The sequence below is a fragment of the Winogradskyella psychrotolerans genome, from assembly GCF_018860545.1.
Lineage (GTDB): Bacteria > Bacteroidota > Bacteroidia > Flavobacteriales > Flavobacteriaceae > Winogradskyella > Winogradskyella psychrotolerans_A.
This window is the reverse complement of the sequence record NZ_JAHKPN010000014.1, coordinates 23014-44366: the sequence shown is the minus strand read 5'-3', so window position 1 is coordinate 44366 and position 21353 is coordinate 23014. Positions and strand designations below refer to the sequence as shown.

The window sequence follows — 21353 nt, the reverse complement described above, 5'->3', positions numbered from 1 at the left end:
TAATTTATCTTCACAATGCTCAATTGTTAACGTTAAGTTAATGTTTTAGCTGTCGTATTGCGTAATTTTGCGCTGATAAAAAACCAATTAACTGAAATTTTATATGAAAAAATTTAGTCTTTTTTTATGTTTTGTTGTTTTAACTAGTTTTACAACAATTGCATATGCCCAAAGCACTATTACGGGTAAAATTATTGATAGTGACATGAACTCTGCGCTTCCTGGTGCTAATATTATAGAGAAGGGAACGACCAATGGAACAACTACAGATTTCGAAGGTACTTTTTCTTTAACTTCTAAGTCTAGCTCTGGTGAAGTTGTTATTTCTTATGTAGGGTATGTTTCTCAAACTATTGCATTTAATGGTGATACTGATTTAGGTACAATCACATTAATGTCTAGTAATGTTGGCTTAGATGAAATTTTACTTGTGGCATCTGTTGCTGTAGATAGAAAGACACCAGTAGCGGTGTCTACAATTAAGGCAGAAGAGATTGCGATAAAGTTAGGAACTCAAGAATTTCCTGAAATTTTAAAAACAACACCAGGAGTCTATGTAACAAGACAAGGTGGTGGTTACGGTGATAGTAGAATTAACCTTAGAGGGTTTAGTTCTGAAAATGTCGCGGTAATGATTAACGGTGTTCCGGTAAACGATATGGAAAACGGAGCTGTGTATTGGAGTAACTGGGCAGGTTTAGGTGATGTAACATCAACCATGCAAGTTCAAAGAGGTTTAGGTGCTTCTAAAGTAGCGGTTAATTCAGTAGGTGGTACAATTAATATCATTACAAAAACTACTGATGCAGAAGAAGGTGGTCAATTTGGTGCTACTTTAGGTAATGATGGTTATTTAAAATATGGAATGACTTACTCAACAGGATTGAATGATAAAGGTTTTGCAGCAACAGTTAGTGCATCAAAACTTTCAGGTGATGGTTATGTTGATGGTACAGAGTTTTCTGGATATAACTACTTCTTAAGTTTATCTCAACAAATAAATGACGCACACAGATTGTCATTTACAGCTTTTGGAGCACAACAACAACACGGACAACGTTATAATCGCTCTACAATAGCAGAGTTAAAAGATACCGATTCTGGACCTCAAAAAGCAAATAAAGATTGGGGTTATAAAAATGGTGAAGTTTACCACCAGTCTTATAACTTTTATCACAAACCACAAATATCTATAAACCACCTTTGGAATATTAATGATAATTCTTCTTTATCAACAGCTGCTTATGCATCATTTGGTACTGGTGGTGGACGTAGAGATGAAGGTTCTAAAATTGGTTCTGATGATTATAGATTAGGGTCTACAGGCTTAACACCAATTGATTTTGATAAAGTGGTAGAAGAGAATCGTGCTAATGGAGTGAATGGTTCTACTGATATTCTTTCAGCATCTATTAATAATCATGAATGGTACGGAATATTATCTAGTTATAAAAACAGAATTAATGATAAACTAACCATATCTGCTGGTTTTGATGGTCGTTATTATATTGGATCACATTGGTATGAAGTAACAGATTTATTAGGAGGTCAATTCTTCTTAGATAATGAAACGGATACTTACGCCTTTGGTAAACCATTACAAGTGGGTGATAAGTACAATAAAGATTACGATGGTGTAGTTACAAGATATGGACTTTTTGGACAAGCAGAATATCAAATCAATGAATCTGTAAACGTATTTGTTGCGGCAGACGTTTCAAATAGTAATTACAAGCAGAAAGAATACATGAATAATACCATTGTAGGTAGCAGAGAGTCTGAAGCTGTAAACTTTACAGGATACGGTGTTAAAGGTGGTGGTAACTATAACTTAGATATGAACAATAATGTGTTCGTAAATGTTGGTTATTTTTCTAAAGCACCATTTTTAGATGATGTATTTTTAGATGAAGATGGTATCATTCCTAATGAAGACGCTGTTAATGAAAAAGTATTTAGTGCAGAACTTGGATATGGTTTCCGTGGTGAAAAATTAAGTGCTAATGTTAACTTATATTACACGCAATGGTTAGATAAGTCATTAGGTGGTTCTATAGGAACTGGTGAAGATTTATTTTTCTATAACTTACAAGGAATTGATGCATTACACCAAGGTGTTGAAATTGACTTTAGATATAAAGCAACTGAAAAAGTAACTTTAACAGGTATGGTATCTATAGGAGATTGGCAGTGGAAAAGTAATGTGTCTGCAGATATTAGAGATCAGGCAGGTGATGTTGTAGATGTGGTTGAGGTTTATGCAGAAGATTTAAAAGTAGGTGATGTGGCTCAAACAACATTTGCTCTTGGAGTTGATTATAAATTGGCTTCTAAATCTAATATCTATATCGATTATAACTTTGCAGGTGATAACTACTCATCTTATGATGTTACAAATAGAGGTAGTTTAGATTTACCAGATGTATGGAAACTTCCTGATTTTGGTTTATTTGACGTTGGTGTAAGACATTCTTTTGAAATGGGATCTTTTAATGCCACATTAATAGGTAAAGTGAATAATGCATTTAATACAGAGTACGTTTCAGATGCTAACGATTTAGATGGTACAGCAGAAACAGCTCAAGTTTATTTTGGTCCTGGAAGAACATACAGTGTAGGATTAAATGTTAATTTTTAAAAAAAATTGAATATGAAAAGAATATTTTATTGTTTAGCAATTTTGGGTATCACCTTTGTAGGTTGTAACCCAATGGATGATATTTATGACGGATTAGATTCGTCAGCAGATCCAATTGTAGGTTCTGAAACTTACACATTAGTTAGTGATGATTATGATGCGTTAGAATTAGCTTATGGTAATTTTAATTCAGAAGATGAGGCTAAAACGTTGTTGCCAGGATTTTTAGCAGATAAATATCCGTTTTGGGGAGAAGGTTCTGCTGTATTAGTAGGTTATGACCTATATGTAGGTTCTGCTGAAGGTGTAAGTGATTACACAGGTGCTGATGTTTATTCATTAGAAATTTTAGATTATCCTCAAGGTGCTCTAAATGCAATTGGTTTTTATCCAAATGAAGACCCTGAAGATTTTATACCGAGTATACTTGAAGCAGAATACACTGAGCCAACTGAAGGTCAAGTGGTATTAGCATCTTATAAGAGATATACAGAAGAACCAGTAGAAGGTATTTCTAATATTTATGAAGCAGATTTTGTTTCTGCAGCAACTCTTTTAGATTATACAGCTGTTAGCGTAACTGGTGACCAAGTTTGGGAAGCGTCTAGCTATGGTGCTAAAATGAATGGTTCTGACTATCCTGATTATTATGAAAATGAGGATTGGTTAATCTCTTCAGAAATTGATTTATCAGCTTATGAAAATCCATTATTTCAAGTAACTCAAATTTTAAACTATGCTAATGAATCTGATTATTATAACATCTTAGTATCTACAGATTACACTGGTGATGTTACTACAGCAACTTGGGATACTATTGAAGTGAGTCCTGTGCCTGCTGGTGATAGCTGGTCTTCTGTGACTTCTGATGATTATAATTTTTCTGCTTATGAAGGTGAAACAATTCATATTGCTTTTAAATACGAATCAGATACAACGATTGGAGCGACTTGGGAAATAGAGTTAGCTGTAATTAAAGTTGCAGGTGTTGAAGGAGATACTGTAAATGAAGAAGTTTATTACACGTATACAGATGGAGAATGGGAATTATCTGAAGGTGTATATATCTTAAGTGAAGAGGATTTTGAATCTATGGGCTTAAGCAACTTTGGAAGTTCTATTCCTGCAGATAATTATTTACCTGCATTTTTAAATATTAAATACCCATATGCTCAAGAAGATGATGCGTTAACAGTTATCTATAAATATGTGTCTAGTTCTTCTGGAGCACAATTAAGAGGTGATTTATATACATTTGAAGCTGGTGAATGGACTGCTCATGAATCTACTATCTCTACAACTTTACAGTTTGGATTTGTTGATGGCATTTGGGTTCCAGATAATACTATTAGATATACTTTAGCTGCTGCTGATTATACAGCAATAGTAACTGCTTTAGAAGGTACATATCCTAATGCAACGGCTAGTATGGCTAACTATGGTAACATGGATAGAAGAGCTGGTAATGCTGCAGAATGGACAGATGCAATGGTTCTAGAAGCAATCAATGTGGTCTTAGATATTAATGATCCTTCTGCTGCTGAAGAGCAAAAATATGTAATTACATTAGAGGTTTATAATGGTAGTAATACTACAGAAGATTTCGCAGTAATTAAAACAGGAGGAGTTTGGGTTTACCAAGAATAAGGGTAAAGTAAAACTTTCAATTCATAAAAATGCCTATCGATCTGTATCGATAGGCATTTTTTTATTCTCAAACATAAAGTATATTACTCTTTCCAACGAACGGTTTCCATAATATGCTTAATATCCTTTTTTAAGTATTCTGAAGCAGGATAAATAGAATCGTAATTAGGTTTGGCGTAGAAATATAATGAACCACTTAAAAAGTGATTTGTATTATCTGTAACGTAAAATTGGGATTGTGATGCCGCATTACCTCCTATTTCATACAACATACCGTAAACGTTATGCTCTTTAATTTCAAAAGGTCTTTGTGAAATTTCATCGGCTTTAATGGTGTGCTTTTGAGCTAGGTTTTGAGCATCTCTAAGTAAGCTATCAATATTACCATTTTTAACCTCTTTATAGGTTAAGTAAATCGTCGCTTTCAAAGCTCCGTATTTAATGTCTACACCATTAAGACTCCCAGAATTTTTTACGGTTTTAATGGGATCTGCCAATTTGTTTTTTTCAAAAGAAAAGGGCAAGGGAAGAACCGCTTTTTCATAAACAGCATTTGGATATTCAAGTCTTAAATAACCCTTTGGTTTAGGTAAAGAGTCATCTCCGCATCCTAACATTAGTACACTTAATAGGGGTAAAACGAGTCGTTTCATGGGTTTTTTGTTCTATATTTTGGCATACTCTTACTTGTTATAAGTAAGGCAGTCACATTTTATATTTGGCTGTCTAATACCGTAAGCTTTATCTGCTTAATTCGTTTGCGCTCTAAAGCTTCTACAGTAAAAACGTAATTTTCAAAATTTATTTTACTTCCTATTCTCGGAAATCCACCAGAAATCTCTAAAACAAATCCAGCAAGTGTTTCGGCATCTCCTTTCTGTGCTTCAAAAAGTTCAGCATCTGCTTCGATACCAACTATTTTGTAAACATCTTTTAATGGAGTTTTACCTTCAAAACTATAATTATTATTGTTTAGTTTTGTGTAAATTAAATCATCGTCATCATATTCATCACTGATGTCTCCAACAATTTCCTCAATGATGTCCTCAAGAGATACCAATCCAGAGGTGCCTCCGTATTCATCAACAACAACAGCAAGATGTACTTTTTTGGTTTGAAATTCTACCATTAAATCATCTAGTTTCTTGTTTTCTGGCACAAAGAAAGGCTCACGTAAAATAGTGGTCCAGTCGAATGTTTTCTTATTTAAATGTGGTAATAAGTCTTTTACATAAAGGACTCCTATTATAGTATCGATACTTTCTTCGTAAACTGGAATTCTAGAATAACCGTTATCTATTATTTCAGCAATTATGGTTTCGTAAGGAGTTTTTATATTTAGAGTAAATATGTCCATACGTGGACGCATAACTTGTTTGGTGTCTGTGTTTCCAAAAGACACGATGCCTTTTAATAATTTTTGCTCTTCTTGTGTGGTATCCTCATCATTAGTAAGTTCTAAGGCTTGCGATAACTGATCTACACTTAGATTAGAGCGTTGTTTCCCAAATTTATTATGAATTTTTATAGTTACAGAACGCATTGGTAAACTTAAAGGAGAGAAAATGACATCCAATACTTTTAGTGGTTTAGCCATAAATGAAGAAAACTTCACACTATTTCTACTCGCATATATCTTTGGAATAATCTCACCAAAAAGTAAAATTAAAAATGTTGCAACAATGACCTTAACAAAGAAAGCGAGTTCGATTTCAAAAAAATAAAAGTTGATGGAATAATTAATATCATCAAATACCGTATCGCTTATTGATGCAAACAACAAAACAATAGCAATATTTATAAAATTGTTCGCTACTAATATGGTTGCTAACAACTTTTTGGGCCGTTCTAAAAGTGAAGCAATAATCTCCATTGCTGGTGATTTGTTCTCTAAGCCTTCATTTAAATTAGATTTGGTAAGAGAAAACAATGCGACTTCGGCTCCAGAAATTAACGCAGAACATAACAGTAAAACGACAAGTAAGATAATACTTGTTATAAAGGACGTATCTATAATTAGTAAAGAGGAAATTAAAACCGTGGGTTCTGGGTCCAAGATAAAGTTAAATTAAAAGGTTAAAATGGTAAGTCATCATCACCTTCAGGTTCTACTGTACTAGGAGCAGAGGGTTTTGATTGAGGTTTTCCAGCGGCTACGCTAGCTTGTCTTGGCTGTTGTTGGTCTGTTTTGGGCGTTAAAAACGTAAATTCATCACATTGAATTTCTGTAGAATAACGTTCCATACCTTTATCATCTGTCCATTTTCTAGTTTTTATACGTCCTTCAATATATACCTTATCGCCTTTAGTGAGGTATTTTTCACAAATCTCGGCAGCTTTATTTCTAACAACGATGTTGTGCCATTCGGTATTGGATACACGTTCATTAGTTTGCTTACTGATGTAAGTTTCACTAGTTGCTATAGGAAAACGACCAACACAATTTTTATCATCAAAATAGTGCATTTTTACTTCGTCTCCTAAGTTTCCAATGAGCATTACTTTATTTAAGGTTCCAGACATAATAATTAAGTTTTAATAAGTTGCAAAGTTACTCAATTGCATAATCACTACTTTAAAAGTAGTAAAAAAATGTGATTTCTTTAAGGTTCTAAAAACTGAAATTGTCTATAAACTCACTTATTAGCACAGGAGATGGATATTTTGTGAGTGATTTTATTGAAATTGCTTCTTCTGGAAGGGCTTCCACATCAATAATCCAGAATTTTGTGTGCAGATGTTGATGGGATAATTTGTGTACAATATCTGCTTCATTATACAAGGAGTAATCGAGGTGTTCAAATTTTAGTGAGAAATCTTCAAAATTTAAAAGATGAAACTCTTCAGACGTCAAACTTTTTTTAGACTCTAATAATGGGAATTGATAAAGGTGCTGCCATATTCCTTTTTTGGTGCGTTTTTCAAAAAGTGTTTTTTTATGTTGATCCATAAAGACCAAAAAGTTGAAGTATTTAACCGTCACCTTCGTTTTTTTTAATTTTACAGGAAGCACCTCCACTGTTTGATCTTTGAGAGCGACGCAACTTGTTTGTAACGGACATACAGAACAATCAGGATTTTTGGGTTTGCATTGTATCGCGCCAAACTCCATTATAGCTTGATTATACGTCGCGGGTTGATTGCGGTCTATTAAGGTTGAGGCTAATAATTTGAATTCTTTTATACCTAAAGTTGAGTTTATAGGAGTGTCAATTCCAAAATAGCGCGATAGTACACGGTACACATTACCATCTACCACCGCAGCAACTTCGTTAAACGCAATAGAAGCGATGGCACTAGCTGTATAATCACCAACACCTTTTAGTTTTAATAAGTCCTTATAATTATCAGGAAATACACCATTAAACTCCTTAACAATATGTTTAGCTGTTGCATGAAGATTTCGTGCTCTAGAATAATAACCTAAGCCTTGCCATAATTTTAAAATTGACGTTTCAGAAGCCTCAGCGAGGTCAAAAATTGTTGGGTATTGAGTAACAAATGCGTCATAATAAGGTAAACCTTGCTTAACTTGGGTTTGTTGTAAAATAATTTCTGATAGCCAAATGTAATACGGATTACGTGTTTTTCGCCATGGTAATACCCTCTTGTTGATTGAGTACCAGTTAATTAGTTTGGTGTTGAAATTCATTCATATTTTTTAATGAAAAGCAAAATTAAATGTTTATTGTGTTAAATTTTAATTAATTACGTTTGAACTATTGAAATTAAATTACCTATATTTGCATCCCTTAGAATTTATAGTAACCCTAAAACTAGTAACAAAATGACAAAAGCTGATTTAGTAGCGAAAATATCTGATAAATTAGGTATAGAAAAAGGAGATGTACAAGCAACAGTTGAAACCTTTATGGAAGAAGTGAAAACATCTTTAGAGAGCGGAGATAACGTGTATTTAAGAGGTTTCGGAAGTTTCATTATTAAAACAAGAGCTGAAAAAACAGGTCGTAATATTTCAAAGAATACTACAATAAAAATTCCTGCACACAACATTCCAGCATTTAAACCTGCTAAAGTATTTTTAGAAGGAGTTAAATCTAATGTTGAGGTAAACTAAGAAAGCATTTAAACAAAATATTAATTTAAAAAGCATTATTTATTATGCCAAGTGGTAAAAAAAGAAAAAGACACAAGGTAGCGACGCACAAGCGTAAAAAACGTAGACGCGCTAATCGTCACAAGAAAAAATAAATTGAAAAAAGTAGTTATAAAACTACTTTTTTCAGTTTTAACGAAACGTTCTTTGATATAGAATTTATAGCATTTAATAGAGTGCTGATAGATTTGTTGGATTCCCGATTTTAATCGGGAGACCTGTGTCAAATAATTTAGTAAAATCCATCTATCTCAATGAAGAGTTAGATATAAATTAACATTATGAACAAGGAATTAATCGTAAGATCGAGTTCAGATATTGTTGATTTTGCCTTATTAAAAGATGGAAAACTTATTGAATTACATAAAGACGAAGAGGATAATAACTTTGCGGTAGGCGATATTTTTATTGCCAAAATCCGTAAAGTCATGCCTGGTTTAAACGCTGCGTTTGTTAACGTTGGCTATGAGAAAGATGGTTTTTTACACTATCATGATCTAGGACCGCAATTGCCTTCGCTTTTAAAATTCATTAAACGTGTAAGCACAGGGAAATTAAGGGATTACACCCTTAAAGACTTTCCTATGGAAAAAGATTTAGATAAAAATGGTAGCATTGCCAATGCTATTAAATCTAATCAATCCATATTAGTACAAGTTGTAAAAGAACCAATCTCTACAAAGGGACCACGCATTAGTTCAGAATTGTCTATTGCAGGTAGATACATTGTCTTGGTACCATTTTCTAATCGTATATCAATTTCTCAAAAAATTGAATCACAAGAAGAGAAAGACCGACTAAAAAGACTCGTAAAAAGTATCACACCTAAAGGGTTTGGGGTTATTATTCGTACGGTCGCAGAAGGCAAAAAAGTTGCTGAGCTCGACACAGATTTACAAAATTTGCTGGATAGATGGACAGCAATGTGTAAAAAAATGTACAAAGCACATCACCCAACTAAAGTATTGGGAGAAATGAACAAGGCATCCTCAATTTTGAGAGATATTTTTAATGATTCATTCTCTGGTATCGTGGTAGATGATGAAGAAATGTATGTACAAGTAAAAGATTACGTGCAGCAAATTGCACCGAAAAAAGAATCTATAGTAAAGTACTACAAAAATGGTGTTCCAATTTTTGAAAAATTTGGCATCGAACGTCAAATAAAGACATCATTTGGTAGAACTGTTTCTATGGCGAAAGGAGCTTACTTGGTAATAGAACATACTGAAGCACTACATGTAGTAGATGTGAACAGTGGTAATCGATCTAATAAAGAAAAAAACCAAGAAGACACAGCCTTAGAAGTTAACATGATCTCTGCCCAAGAGATTGCTAGACAATTGCGTTTACGTGATATGGGAGGCATTATCGTTATCGATTTTATTGATATGGGTAAAGCAGAGAATAGAAAAAAGCTTTATAATTATCTTAGAGATGAGATGAAAGATGATAAAGCAAAGCACAAAATATTGCCGCCGAGTAAGTTTGGATTAGTGCAAATAACCAGACAGCGCGTTAGGCCAGAACGCAATATTAAAACGAAAGAAGAAAATCCTAACTTAATAGGAGGAGATGAAATTGAAGCGCCAATTAAAGTGGTAGAACGTATTAATCAAGATCTTCAACGTATTTTCAAAAAAGACCATAAAAAGGTGATTCTTAATACACACCCTTTTATTGCAGCCTTTTTAACCAAAGGGTTTCCATCAGTACGTTCAAAGTGGTTTATTGAACACAAAAAATGGGTAAAAGTTTTACCTAGAGATGCTTACACATATCTTGAATACCATTTTTACGATAAAAATGGCGACAAAATTAAATAATATCTATTAAAAAAGCCCAATTGAAATTTTCAATTGGGCTTTTTGTTTTAAATAGATTTATAATTAGTTGTATCGTCTTTTAAGGTTCCAAACTATTGAACTCGCATGGCTAAATTGTTTTGTTTTTGTTCCAACTTTGCTTTCTGCCGTTAGTTGATTTTTTAATTTCATAAATTATTAATTTTCTCATTTTTTTCGAGGTGCAAATTTACGACGCTTATACGGTTCAGAATACAATAGATTTGATGATATTGTATGTTATATTAACCTTGTTTTGGTTTTTTTAACAAAATGAAGATTAAAATAAAATAGTTATAAAAAAGCCCAACTAAAAATTTTAGTTGGGCTTTCCATTTTTCTTATTTGAGATTAATCTCTAGACATAAAAATTCTTAGGATGTACCAGAACAATAACATTAAGGACGCAAACAATCCTAAAGCGGCCGGAATATAATCTTCAACTCCATAAGTCTTTACTAAATTAGAGGTTTGGTATAGAATAGCCCCTCCTGCTAATAAACACATACCTACTGAGAACCATAGACCTAAATTGAAACCAAAAATTGCTCCTGCTATAATTAGACCTATCGCTATAAAGAATCCTATAGTTAATCCTGTTTTTAAGAATGAAAAATCCGTTTTTGTCATTAATACAGTGGCAGATAAGCCCGTGAATAAGGCTAAAGTAACAATGGATGCCTGATAAAGGACCTCAGAACCTGAAGGTCCCATAATTTCCGTTACGATGTAAAGCATCGGTACAAAAATTAAGGCTTCAAAAAATATGTAAATACCATAGGCTAAATACTGCTTGTTTTTATCGGTCGTTTTTAGGGCCATGCCTTCTGCATAATTTGTAGCTAACATAAATCCTCCTAATAGCAATAACCATTTATAACCTTGCGTCATAGAAAGCATAAAGTTGACTACGGTTTCACTTTGTAATAGAAGATATTCAAATAAAATAAAGACTAACACACCTCCGGCAACGTGTGAGTATGTTTTTTTGTAAAAAGCAGTGCGTTCAACCTCCGACATATGGCCTATTAATAGCTTTTCTGAGGAGTGATTTGTGAATTGATTATCCATAGTGAGATTTAGTTTATGAAGTGTTAAAATAACTATTTTAGAGATGCAGAACAAAAAAAGCCCTGAATTTCAGAGCTTTTAATGTTGTATTTTAATTATTAATCTCTACCGCCAAACACTTGTAGTGCCCAATATAACAGAGACGCTAATGCTCCAATAGCCGCAACTAAATAAGTTCTGGCAGCCCATTTCAATGCATCTTCAGAACCTTTATATTCATCAGGTGTGAGCATGTTTTTATTCTTTAACCAAGCTAAAGCTCTGTTACTCGCATCATACTCTACAGGTAGAGTAATAAAGCTAAATAAGGTAGCAAAGCCCATAAAGACTAAACCAGCAACAGCAACCCAGTAGCCTAAACCAACTCCTGCGGCAGCTCCTAATATAAGACCACCAATGACTAGCCATTGCGACATGCCAGAGGTCATACTTACAATTGGTACTAATGCAGATCGCATCCCTAAAGCACTATAGGCTTGTGCATGTTGTACGGCATGTCCACATTCGTGAGCAGCAACTGCAGCTGAAGCTGCGTTACGCTGATTGTAAACGGATTCACTTAAGTTTACCGTTTTATTTTTTGGGTTGTAATGATCTGTTAATTGACCTGGTGTAGAAATTACCTCTACATCATATATGCCATTATCAGCTAACATTTTTTCTGCAATTTCTCTTCCAGATAAACCATTGCGCAATTGTACTTTAGAGTACTTAGCAAACTTGCGTTTAAGTTGATTACTCACTAACCAGCTTACTAAAGCAATAGCACCAATTAGTACGTAATATCCCATCATTCCACTCATAATTTGAAATTTTTAATTCATGTAAATTTAATCAATGAATAGCAAATAGTAAGCCAAATTTGAGTTAAGAAATTTTGTCATGATTTTAAGTGAGAACAGATTAATTACATCGCATCAACAGACCAATTAAAGGCTTCTGCGATTTCTTCATACACAATTTTACCCTTAACAATGTTTAATCCTTTTGCTAGAGTTTTATCTTTTTCACATGCTTTTTCCCATCCTTGATTGGCTAAACGAAGTACATAAGGCAAGGTCACATTAGTTAAGGCGAGCGTTGATGTGTATGGCACAGCTCCTGGCATATTAGCCACACAATAATGCACAACATCATCTATAATAAAGGTTGGATCTTCATGTGTTGTGGCTTTTGTGGTTTCCATACAACCTCCTTGGTCTACGGCCACATCTACCAATACGGTTCCCGGACGCATATCTTTTAGCATGTCTTTGGTAATTAGTTTTGGTGCTTTTGCGCCTTTTAATAAAACACCACCCACAATTAGGTCATGGTCTTTTATTCGTTTTCTAATATTGTACTCGCTAGAAAATTCGGTAACTACATGGCTAGGCATCACATCGTTTACATAACGCAATTGCTTCATGTTAATATCCATAACAGTAACGTGAGCACCTAAACCAGCCGCCATTTTTGCCGCTTGGATGCCAACAACTCCCGCACCCAAAACCAAAACGCGCCCTGGAGGTACACCAGGAACTCCTCCCAATAATACTCCACGACCTTTAATAGGTTTTTCTAAATATTTTGCACCTTGCTGAATTGCCATTCTTCCAGCAACTTCAGACATGGGGGTTAATAATGGTAATGACCCATCTTTATCTTCAACGGTTTCATAGGCAATACAAACCGCTTGACTATTTAACATGGCCTTTGTTAATGGTTCACTAGATGCAAAGTGAAAATAGGTAAACACTACATGATGCGATTGTATTAATGGATATTCTTCGGCAATAGGTTCCTTTACTTTTACAATCATATCACTTGAGGTATAAACATCTGTGATTGTTTCTAAAACAATGGCTCCAGCATTTATATAATCTAAATCTGTAAAACCACTACCGAAACCAGCATCTTTCTGGACATATACGGTATGTTTGTTTTTTGTCAGTTCAAAAACACCTGCGGGTGTCATACCAACTCGGTTTTCATTGTTTTTGATTTCTTTTGGGACTCCAATTTTCATTTTTTATGGATTTAAGGTTGAAAAGCTTTTCGAAAATTACTATTAATAAATCTGATGTTCCAAATTTGAATGTGTATTTGAAACTATTTTTACGGAATTAATATATTTATGTTAATTTTTTAAAATTTCCTAAAATAAGTGCTGATTTTCAGATCAATATGATATTCGATGAATGTTTAATAGCTACGGTAACTTGAATCAGCTTACAAAATAATGTGTCGATTACGAATACAATTGAAGTTGCTATTGATTTTTTGAAGTGAATAGTTAATGAACCTCTTCCGTAACTTTAGTAACTTTTCCGTTTTTAAAATGAAGTATTAAATAAGCATCTTCACCTCCAGAAAAAGTAGGTCTGTTGCCTAAATAATAACTAAAAAAAACGTTTTGTTCTGGATCGTAATCTGCTGGTTGTCCTAGTAATAATTTAATGTCTTCACCTGTTTTACCAATACAAATCTCGCTGTCAATAAGGATTTCGGATAATTTATAACGTTTACCAGGTGCTATTTTCCATAAATCCGCATCAAAACTAAAATTATATTGATGCGTAATAATAGTGGCTAAAACAAACGCTGAAAAAAATATTAAACCAACTTGATTAATCACATTATTGCGAAAATCAAAAAAATCCTTAAGACCCTTTCGCTTTTTTTTGTGTTTTGATTCTTCCGTTGATGGTTTATCTAAATACATAGTATTACTCTTTTGTGAGTTCGGAGTAATTTAAAAAATAGGAGTCTTCACAAGGTGACATAGCATGCGGATACTTAGGAATAAGTACCACTCCTTCCGATGTTAAATTCCATGTTTTATTTTGCCAATAGCCATTATCAACAAAAGTTTCACACTCTTCGTCTTGGACATCGTTTTCTAAATGTTGGTATTTATCCTTCAATTTCTGAAAAAAATCAACCTTTGGGTATAAGCTTTCAATATCCTTAACAACGTCTAATGTTTCAAGATTAAAATTATAAGCAACATTACCATGCGAAGGATGTGCACCACCACAATAAACGCTGTAATTTTTTAAGTAGCTAATAAATTTATCATTGACGAGATTGATGTCGTATGAAATTTCAAACCAAGTATTACAATCTAAATTGTCTATGGCATCTTCAAGGTGAATGGCGTCTAAAATAGGATTGAATTTAGCACGTTGAGCTTTAGTAAAACCATTCCCTAATCTAAATAAGGGCAATTTTGAATATTTTTCATGAAACCATACTAACTGCTTGTCTTTATATTGAGCGATGCTATCTTTAATAAAGGTCAGTTTAGGATTTCTAAAGTCTTCTAAAGGCTCTTGTTGTGTTTCGGTTAAAACTACTTTGTATGTTTTGTCTTTTAATTTGAAATTACCTGAGAGTTGATTGCCTTTTTTTGTTAATTGAAAAACTTCGTCGGCATCAATAACCTTTTCAGGTCTAAAAAAATAGCCATTAATTAACGTGATTTTATCTTTTTTAAAATCACCAGATATTGGAATACTAATGAGTTTAGAATCATAAAAATAATAGCCATCTAATTCGCCGGAAGTTGAATCTTTTTCATGTGGATAACTAGTGACTTCTAAATGAATAGGATAATTACCAATAGTACCAACATAACTTTGAGACCAACCTATAATTGGTAACAAAGTTATGATGATATATCTTAGAAGTTTACCCAACAATATTTACAATCTTACCAGGCACCACAATGATTTTCTTAGGTGTTCTGCCATCTAATTGCGCAATAGTTTTTTCATGAGCCATAACGGTTTTTTCAATATCGTCTTTGCACATGTTCATTGGCAATTCTAAAGTAAAACGCATTTTACCATTAAAAGAAATGGGATAGTTTTTACTACTTTCTACTAAGTGACTTTCGTCAAAAACAGGGAAAGGTGCCGCAGAAATAGAATCGTTATTTCCTAATTGACTCCATAATTCTTCAGCAATATGTGGCGCATAAGGCGAAATTAAAACCAATAACGGTTCTAAAACAGCTTTACTTGTACACTTCTGAGCGGTTAACTGATTCACTGCAATCATAAAGGTAGAAACCGACGTATTAAACGAGAAGTTTTCAATGTCTTCTTGTACTTTCTTTATGGTTTTGTGTAAGGTTTTTAAGTTGTCTTTGGTCGCTTCAGCAGCATTGACTTTTAAACCATGTTCACCAACATATAATTTCCATAGTTTTTTAAGGAAATTATGTACTCCCGTAATTCCAGCCGTATTCCAAGGTTTGTATTGTTCTAATGGTCCTAAGAACATTTCGTACAATCTTAGACTGTCTGCTCCGTAATCTTCTACAATGTCATCTGGATTGACCACATTGTATTTGGATTTGGACATTTTTTCAACGTCTCTTCCTACTTTGTAAATACCATCTTCAAGAATAAATTCCGCGTCTTTAAAATCTTCACCAAATTCTCCATCCGTTTTTAAACCTTCAATATCTAATTCGTCAGTTGCATTTATATATTGGACTTTAACGTGAATTGGAAGTACATTTTTACCTTCAATAAGACCATGTGAATAATATTTATTTGAGTTGTTTTCATCTCTATAAACAAAAGCACTCGTCCCCAAAATCATTCCTTGGTTAATCAGCTTTTTAAAAGGCTCTTCAACATTTACAAAACCGCGATCTTTTAATAATTTCACCCAGAAACGCGAGTAGAGTAGGTGACCTGTAGCATGTTCACTTCCACCAATGTATAAATCTACATTTTCCCAATACTTCAAGGCCTCTTCACTTGCAAAAACACCATCTCTATTGGTTGCATCTTCCATATAACGGAAGAAATACCAAGAACTTCCTGCCCAACCAGGCATGGTATTCAGTTCTAAAGGAAACACAGTTTTATGGTCTATCAACTGATTACTGACCACTGAACACTGGTTCACATCCCAAGCCCAAACATCGGCACGTCCTAAAGGCGGTTCACCTTCTTCGGTTGGTAAATATTTTTCAACTTCCGGTAATCTAATAGGTAAATGAGCTTTGTCTATCATTTGCGGCATTCCATTCACATAATAAACTGGGAATGGTTCGCCCCAATACCGTTGTCTTGAGAATACAGCATCACGTAATCTGTAATTGGTTTTTCCTTCACCTTGTCCTAATTGCTCTAATTGATAGATCGCTAATTTAGAGGCTTTTTTGTAAGCTAATCCATTAAGAAAATCACTATTGGCAATTTTTACATTGTCTTTAGAGGCATATGCTTCTTCAGAAATGTCAACACCTTCAAATATATTTGGAATTGCAATATCAAAATGTTTTGCAAAATCGTAATCACGTTGGTCACCACAAGGCACTGCCATAACTGCACCTGTTCCGTAGCTTGCTAAAACGTAATCGCCAATCCAGATTGGAATCGGTTCTTTAGAAAAGGGATGCTCTGCATAAGCACCTGTAAACACACCAGAAATGGTTTTTACATCTGCCATTCTATCGCGTTCGCTTCGTTTTGCTGATTTTTCAATGTAAGCTTCAACTTCAGCTTTTTGTGCTTCGGTTGTAATTTGTGATACTAATTCGTGTTCTGGTGCAAGGGTCATAAATGATACACCAAAAATAGTATCTGGTCTTGTAGTGAAAACGTCGATGACGTCATCGTGTCCATTCACATTAAAAGATACCGAAGCTCCAACGGATTTACCAATCCAATTTTTCTGAATGTCTTTTAAAGCGTCAGTCCAATCAACCGTATCTAAACCTTGTAATAAACGCTCAGCATACGCAGAAATACGCATAGACCATTGAGTCATTTTTTTACGTACTACTGGATGACCACCTCGTTCCGAAACACCATTAACTATTTCGTCATTGGCTAAAACGGTTCCTAATTCCGGACACCAATTAACCTCAGTTTCTGCTAAATAGGTTAATCTGTATTTTAATAAAATTTCTTGTTGTTGTTCTGAAGTGAAATTATGCCACTCTTCAGCTGTGAAAGGTTCAATGTTTTCATCACAAGCGGCATTAACGGTAGCGTTTCCTTCTGAAACAAATTTTTCAACCAACGTGTCAATATGTTCGGCTTTGTTAGAATCGTTATTGTACCATGATTCAAATAATTGTATGAAAATCCATTGCGTCCATTTGTAATACTCAGGATTTGAGGTACGTACTTCACGACTCCAATCGAAAGAAAAACCAATTTGATCTAATTGACGACGATACGTTGTAATATTGGTTTCAGTCGTAACTGCAGGATGCTGACCTGTTTGTATGGCATACTGTTCTGCAGGCAATCCAAAACTATCATAACCTTGAGGGTGTAACACGTTAAACCCTTTGTGACGTTTATAACGCGCATAGATATCACTTGCAATATAACCTAAAGGATGGCCAACATGTAAACCTGCTCCAGAAGGATAAGGGAACATATCTAATACGTAGTATTTTGGTTTATCGCTTTGGTTTGAGGCTTTAAATGTTTGGTTTTTTGCCCAGTAGTCTTGCCACTTTTTTTCTATGCTGTTAAAATCGTATGTCATTGTCTTGTTTACCTTGTAATAATGGCGCAAATTTAATAATAACCATCTAAACTGCCTATTTTAAAATGAATAGGAATTATAAAAGAAAAAGCACCTTGTTTTAGACAAGATGCTTTCAATAGGTTAAGTTGTGAGAGATTAAAACTTATAGCCCAAAGAGACTTGAAAAACACTGTTTTTTATATCTGGATTTTCTGCAACCGTTGAGATTCCAAAATTATAACGTGCTTGCACAAATAGGTTTGAACCCAAATTATAACCTAGCCCAACATTCGCACCAATATCAACACTAGAGGCATCTGTGTCTTCATCTGGTAAATCACTATCTATATACTCGCCTTTATCATTAACCAGAAACGAAAATTGTGGACCTACTTCTAAGCTAAATTTATCAGCCACATAGTATTTTGCCATAATTGGAATGGTCAAGTAATCGACTTTTATCTTAACCACATCTTGAGCTTCTGAGCCTTGTGTTGAGTATAAAAGCTCGGGTTGAAGTGAGAAGCTTTCACTTAATGGAATTTCGGAAATGAATCCCACATGAAAACCGATAATGCTGTTTCGATCAGCATCTCCTCCTGTGAAATTAGAGATATTGAGTCCGGCTTTGGCTCCAAATTCAATATCTTGAGCATAATTTTTTTGTGTTAACCCGAATGTAGCTAGTAAGGCTAGAATGCATAGTTTTTTCATAATAATTGATTTTAAGGTTTAATTGATTGTTCAAGCGTTGACAAGAACTATGCCAATACAAAATTGAAAAGCTATCAAATCTAGTAAATAAGTATTTGAAGTTGTTGCTGAAACAGCCTAGAATTTACATGCATTTACTTACTTCAAGTCATCATTTACAACACTATTAAAAGTTCGTCGTTGTAATAGTTAACATAAGCAAATTCTTTATTATTTTTACAGCATAAATCCACATTCATTTATGGCATCATCTTTTGACAAATATCAAAAACGCAAATTGATATCCTCTTACGTTTCTGTAGTGATAAGTATCGCTTTGGTTTTATTTCTTTTAGGTTGTTTGGGACTTTTAGTCATTAATTCAAAAAAGGTTGCTGATCACTTTAAAGAACAAGTGGTAATGACCATTTATTTGAATGATACGGCAAAAGAAGTCGAAGTCAATCAGCTAAAAAAGAGTTTAGCCATGGCAGAATATACCAAAGAAGCCCTCTATGTTTCTAAAGAAGAAGCTGCCGCATTTATGAAAGCTGAAACAGGCGAAGATTTTATGGATTTTGTGGGTTATAATCCTTTAAAAAATTCGATTGACGTACACTTAAAAGCAGATTTTGTAACCACAGAACAACTAACTGAAATTACAGATGCGCTTTCTAATAAAGCATTTATTGAAGAAATAAGATACGATAATGATTTGGTAGAACTCATGAATGACAACGTTAAAAAAATCACGTTTTGGGTACTAATTATTAGTGGGTTGTTTACGTTAATTGCTGTTTTATTAATTAATAGTTCTATACGATTAGCCGTGTATTCTAAGCGTTTTATTATAAAAACCATGCAAATGGTTGGTGCTACCAAAACCTTTATTCGCAGGCCATTTGTTTGGAAAAGTGTGCAGCTTGGTATTATAGGTGCGCTTGTTGCCTTAGGCGGCATGGCAATTGTTTTATACTATTTAGACCTCACGTTTCCGGAATTAGAATTACTAAGAAACACCGTTTTAATTGCAGGCTTATTTGTTGGCATTTTCCTATTGGGGATTGTAATTACTTGGATTAGTACGTTCATCGCTACACAACGTTTCTTAAACTTGAAGACGGATCAGCTCTATTATTAACGTATGAAAGTTTCGGTTTACATTCTAGCGTTATGTCTAATTGGCCTTTTTTGTTCATGTGATACTCTTAAAACGACAGATCCCAATAGTATTTCAGTTGAAATTTTAGGTGAAGCACAGCCAGATAGTATTAAAGTTGTAAGCTATAATAATTCTGAAGGCATTAGTTCAAAACATGGAAATCCTTATACTTTTAACTTTAGCAAGGCTATTAATGATGCCTTTATAATTAATGTTTTTAAAGACGAAAAAACATATTCAAAAAAGGTATTTCTTAATGGTGGACGTTTAAAGATTCAAGCAGAATTGTTGTCTGAATCATTAAAGATTGATACCGTAATAGGATCTGAAATCTATACTAAGTCCATTCGTTTTTTTTCTGATTTAGATAGTTTAAATAGCCATGAGATTAATGATTTTGATGTCAATGCATTTTTATTGAATGGTGTAGAGGAGAATCTTAATCATCCGTTTTCTTTTGAAATAAGCAATCACTATATAGATAAAAACAAAAACTATAAATCTAGATTGATTGATTTAAAATCTATTTTAGATAAACAATCAGATACTTTAAAAGCACACACGCTAAGTGTTCATAGAGTTTTAAAAGACTTAGTTAAAACCGAGAGTTTGGATCTTTCAGCTTTTGAGTTTTATAATAGAGAAGGAGCACTTGCAAAAATAGATAGATCTCATAGAGGAGATTATCTTTTAGATTTTTGGTTTGTGCAATGTCCACCTTGCGTTCGCGATCATAAAAAGATGGTTAACTATTTAGAAGAGTTTAAAAAAAACAATGTTGAGTTAATCGGGATTTCGATTGATACACAGGCTGATAAATGGTTAAGCTATTTACAGAAGCATAATTATGATTGGCAAAACTATAGAGAATTAGGCACGGATAACGACCTTGTTGAAGTTATGAATGTATGGGAATTTCCAACTTATATACTGCTTAATAACAAAGGGGAAATTATTACTAAGTTTTATTCTTTTGAAGACATACAAAACTACTATAGTAAGCTTTAAAATTCTCAATACTATTTTTATAGCGTTTGACGTTATATTTTAAACCTTCAGTCATGAGAATATCTATCAAAAAGTTTGTCATACCCATAATAGTCTTAACACCTTTATTTTTCTACAAATCTTTTGTGATTCATAATCCCAAACCCTCAGAATGTAAAATAATAAGCTCCAGGATTATAGAACTTAGAGAAGGGCTAACTTTTGATATTCAGTTTAAAGGAGACGATGGAAAGTCCTTTTATATCAACAGAGGAATAGAGTCTGGTTTAAATTTAGATACTCTTAACGCAAAAGTTTTAAATAAAACCGTTACTTTGCATTTACCAAAAATGATTTACGGGCCATCAAAACATATAGCTCAACTAGCTGTTGAAGACCAAATAATCTATTCAGAATTTAACGACTAATGGGAGAACAAAAACGAAAAGAAGACTCAAAATCCGAATTTATCTTCGGAAAGAAAAACTATAAATTCTTGTTTATAGGTTTAGCATTCATTGTTGTTGGATTTATCTTAATGTCTGGAGGTGGTAGTGACGACCCTAATGTTTTTGACGAATCTATCTACAGTTGGAGACGTATTCGTTTAGCACCAACACTAGTCTTAATTGGTTTTGGTATTCAGGTTTACGCTATTCTTTTAAATCCTAATAAAGACTCTAAAAAATAATTCATATTTTATTTACA

The 21353-nt window shown here is 33.7% G+C and carries 19 protein-coding genes; 8 read left to right on the top strand and 11 right to left on the bottom strand.

Annotation, left to right across the window (positions count from 1 at the left end):
- Positions 1-103: 103 nt before the first annotated feature.
- Positions 104-2638, top strand: a complete 2535-nt coding sequence (locus KO515_RS07520) for a TonB-dependent receptor (protein WP_215935768.1) — start codon at positions 104-106, stop codon at positions 2636-2638.
- Positions 2639-2650: 12 nt separating this feature from the next.
- Positions 2651-4285: a choice-of-anchor J domain-containing protein gene (locus KO515_RS07515; protein WP_215935767.1), complete on the top strand. Its 1635-nt coding sequence runs from the start codon at positions 2651-2653 to the stop codon at positions 4283-4285.
- A gap of 83 nt (positions 4286-4368) precedes the next feature.
- Here the strand turns inward: KO515_RS07515 and gldD are convergent, their stop codons facing one another.
- From gldD to mutY, 4 genes are all read right to left on the bottom strand, one after another.
- Complete coding sequence (gene gldD, locus KO515_RS07510; RefSeq protein ID WP_215935766.1) at positions 4369-4938, bottom strand: gliding motility lipoprotein GldD; 570 nt, start codon at positions 4936-4938, stop codon at positions 4369-4371.
- Between the two features lie 59 nt (positions 4939-4997).
- Complete coding sequence (locus KO515_RS07505) at positions 4998-6341, bottom strand: gliding motility-associated protein GldE (RefSeq protein WP_215935765.1); 1344 nt, start codon at positions 6339-6341, stop codon at positions 4998-5000.
- A 20-nt stretch (positions 6342-6361) separates the two neighbouring features.
- Positions 6362-6808 (bottom strand): single-stranded DNA-binding protein, encoded by a 447-nt coding sequence (locus KO515_RS07500; RefSeq protein WP_215935764.1) that lies wholly within the window; start codon positions 6806-6808, stop codon positions 6362-6364.
- An 88-nt stretch (positions 6809-6896) separates the two neighbouring features.
- The gene (mutY, locus tag KO515_RS07495; RefSeq protein ID WP_215935763.1) at positions 6897-7937 is read right to left on the bottom strand and encodes an A/G-specific adenine glycosylase; all 1041 of its coding nucleotides are present in this window, start codon (positions 7935-7937) and stop codon (positions 6897-6899) included.
- A gap of 105 nt (positions 7938-8042) precedes the next feature.
- Here mutY and KO515_RS07490 point away from each other — a divergent pair, with 105 nt between their 5' ends.
- Together KO515_RS07490 and KO515_RS07485 are read left to right on the top strand one after the other, a co-directional pair.
- Complete coding sequence (locus tag KO515_RS07490; protein ID WP_262890396.1) at positions 8043-8363, top strand: HU family DNA-binding protein; 321 nt, start codon at positions 8043-8045, stop codon at positions 8361-8363.
- Between the two features lie 320 nt (positions 8364-8683).
- Positions 8684-10228 (top strand): Rne/Rng family ribonuclease, encoded by a 1545-nt coding sequence (locus tag KO515_RS07485; RefSeq protein WP_215935762.1) that lies wholly within the window; start codon positions 8684-8686, stop codon positions 10226-10228.
- A gap of 369 nt (positions 10229-10597) precedes the next feature.
- On the opposite strand, the gene KO515_RS07480 is transcribed toward KO515_RS07485, so the two are convergent.
- The 7 genes from KO515_RS07480 to KO515_RS07450 all read right to left on the bottom strand — a co-directional run bounded on the left by KO515_RS07480 (position 10598) and on the right by KO515_RS07450 (position 18517).
- Positions 10598-11317 (bottom strand): Bax inhibitor-1/YccA family protein, encoded by a 720-nt coding sequence (locus KO515_RS07480; protein WP_215935761.1) that lies wholly within the window; start codon positions 11315-11317, stop codon positions 10598-10600.
- Positions 11318-11415: 98 nt separating this feature from the next.
- Positions 11416-12111, bottom strand: a complete 696-nt coding sequence (locus KO515_RS07475; protein ID WP_215935876.1) for a zinc metallopeptidase — start codon at positions 12109-12111, stop codon at positions 11416-11418.
- A 113-nt stretch (positions 12112-12224) separates the two neighbouring features.
- Entirely contained in the window at positions 12225-13325 is a 1101-nt protein-coding gene (ald, locus tag KO515_RS07470) for an alanine dehydrogenase (RefSeq protein WP_215935760.1), read from the bottom strand.
- 267 nt (positions 13326-13592) lie between these two features.
- Positions 13593-14021, bottom strand: a complete 429-nt coding sequence (locus tag KO515_RS07465) for a hypothetical protein (protein ID WP_215935759.1) — start codon at positions 14019-14021, stop codon at positions 13593-13595.
- Positions 14022-14025: 4 nt separating this feature from the next.
- Complete coding sequence (locus KO515_RS07460; protein ID WP_215935758.1) at positions 14026-14964, bottom strand: DUF4163 domain-containing protein; 939 nt, start codon at positions 14962-14964, stop codon at positions 14026-14028.
- A gap of 25 nt (positions 14965-14989) precedes the next feature.
- Entirely contained in the window at positions 14990-17821 is a 2832-nt protein-coding gene (gene leuS, locus KO515_RS07455; RefSeq protein WP_215935757.1) for a leucine--tRNA ligase, read from the bottom strand.
- 138 nt (positions 17822-17959) lie between these two features.
- Positions 17960-18517, bottom strand: coding sequence for a porin family protein (locus tag KO515_RS07450; RefSeq protein ID WP_215935756.1), 558 nt, complete (start codon positions 18515-18517; stop codon positions 17960-17962).
- Positions 18518-18758: 241 nt separating this feature from the next.
- On the opposite strand from KO515_RS07450, the gene KO515_RS07445 reads away from it, so the two are divergent.
- From KO515_RS07445 to KO515_RS07430, 4 genes are read left to right on the top strand one after another with little or no spacing between them, the layout of a single operon-like run.
- Positions 18759-19637, top strand: a complete 879-nt coding sequence (locus tag KO515_RS07445) for a cell division protein FtsX (RefSeq protein ID WP_215935755.1) — start codon at positions 18759-18761, stop codon at positions 19635-19637.
- Between the two features lie 3 nt (positions 19638-19640).
- The gene (locus KO515_RS07440) at positions 19641-20666 is read left to right on the top strand and encodes a TlpA family protein disulfide reductase (RefSeq protein ID WP_215935754.1); all 1026 of its coding nucleotides are present in this window, start codon (positions 19641-19643) and stop codon (positions 20664-20666) included.
- Positions 20667-20719: 53 nt separating this feature from the next.
- The gene (locus KO515_RS07435; protein WP_215935753.1) at positions 20720-21073 is read left to right on the top strand and encodes a hypothetical protein; all 354 of its coding nucleotides are present in this window, start codon (positions 20720-20722) and stop codon (positions 21071-21073) included.
- Positions 21073-21336: a DUF3098 domain-containing protein gene (locus KO515_RS07430; RefSeq protein ID WP_215935752.1), complete on the top strand. Its 264-nt coding sequence runs from the start codon at positions 21073-21075 to the stop codon at positions 21334-21336. The genes KO515_RS07435 and KO515_RS07430 overlap by 1 nt, the downstream gene beginning before the upstream one ends.
- The last annotated feature ends 17 nt before the right edge of the window (positions 21337-21353 follow it).

Bases quoted from the DNA above. Each gene is read 5' to 3' on its own strand.
- ald (WP_215935760.1), bottom strand. From the start codon at position 13,325: ATGAAAATTGGAGTCCCAAAAGAAATCAAAAACAATGAAAACCGAGTT.
- leuS (WP_215935757.1), bottom strand. From the start codon at position 17,821: ATGACATACGATTTTAACAGCATAGAAAAAAAGTGGCAAGACTACTGG.
- KO515_RS07520 (WP_215935768.1), top strand. From the start codon at position 104: ATGAAAAAATTTAGTCTTTTTTTATGTTTTGTTGTTTTAACTAGTTTT.
- KO515_RS07480 (WP_215935761.1), bottom strand. From the start codon at position 11,317: ATGGATAATCAATTCACAAATCACTCCTCAGAAAAGCTATTAATAGGC.
- KO515_RS07475 (WP_215935876.1), bottom strand. From the start codon at position 12,111: ATGATGGGATATTACGTACTAATTGGTGCTATTGCTTTAGTAAGCTGG.
- KO515_RS07430 (WP_215935752.1), top strand. From the start codon at position 21,073: ATGGGAGAACAAAAACGAAAAGAAGACTCAAAATCCGAATTTATCTTC.
- KO515_RS07500 (WP_215935764.1), bottom strand. From the start codon at position 6,808: ATGTCTGGAACCTTAAATAAAGTAATGCTCATTGGAAACTTAGGAGAC.
- KO515_RS07515 (WP_215935767.1), top strand. From the start codon at position 2,651: ATGAAAAGAATATTTTATTGTTTAGCAATTTTGGGTATCACCTTTGTA.
- KO515_RS07435 (WP_215935753.1), top strand. From the start codon at position 20,720: ATGAGAATATCTATCAAAAAGTTTGTCATACCCATAATAGTCTTAACA.
- KO515_RS07445 (WP_215935755.1), top strand. From the start codon at position 18,759: ATGGCATCATCTTTTGACAAATATCAAAAACGCAAATTGATATCCTCT.
- KO515_RS07440 (WP_215935754.1), top strand. From the start codon at position 19,641: ATGAAAGTTTCGGTTTACATTCTAGCGTTATGTCTAATTGGCCTTTTT.
- KO515_RS07485 (WP_215935762.1), top strand. From the start codon at position 8,684: ATGAACAAGGAATTAATCGTAAGATCGAGTTCAGATATTGTTGATTTT.
- KO515_RS07450 (WP_215935756.1), bottom strand. From the start codon at position 18,517: ATGAAAAAACTATGCATTCTAGCCTTACTAGCTACATTCGGGTTAACA.
- gldD (WP_215935766.1), bottom strand. From the start codon at position 4,938: ATGAAACGACTCGTTTTACCCCTATTAAGTGTACTAATGTTAGGATGC.
- mutY (WP_215935763.1), bottom strand. From the start codon at position 7,937: ATGAATTTCAACACCAAACTAATTAACTGGTACTCAATCAACAAGAGG.
- KO515_RS07465 (WP_215935759.1), bottom strand. From the start codon at position 14,021: ATGTATTTAGATAAACCATCAACGGAAGAATCAAAACACAAAAAAAAG.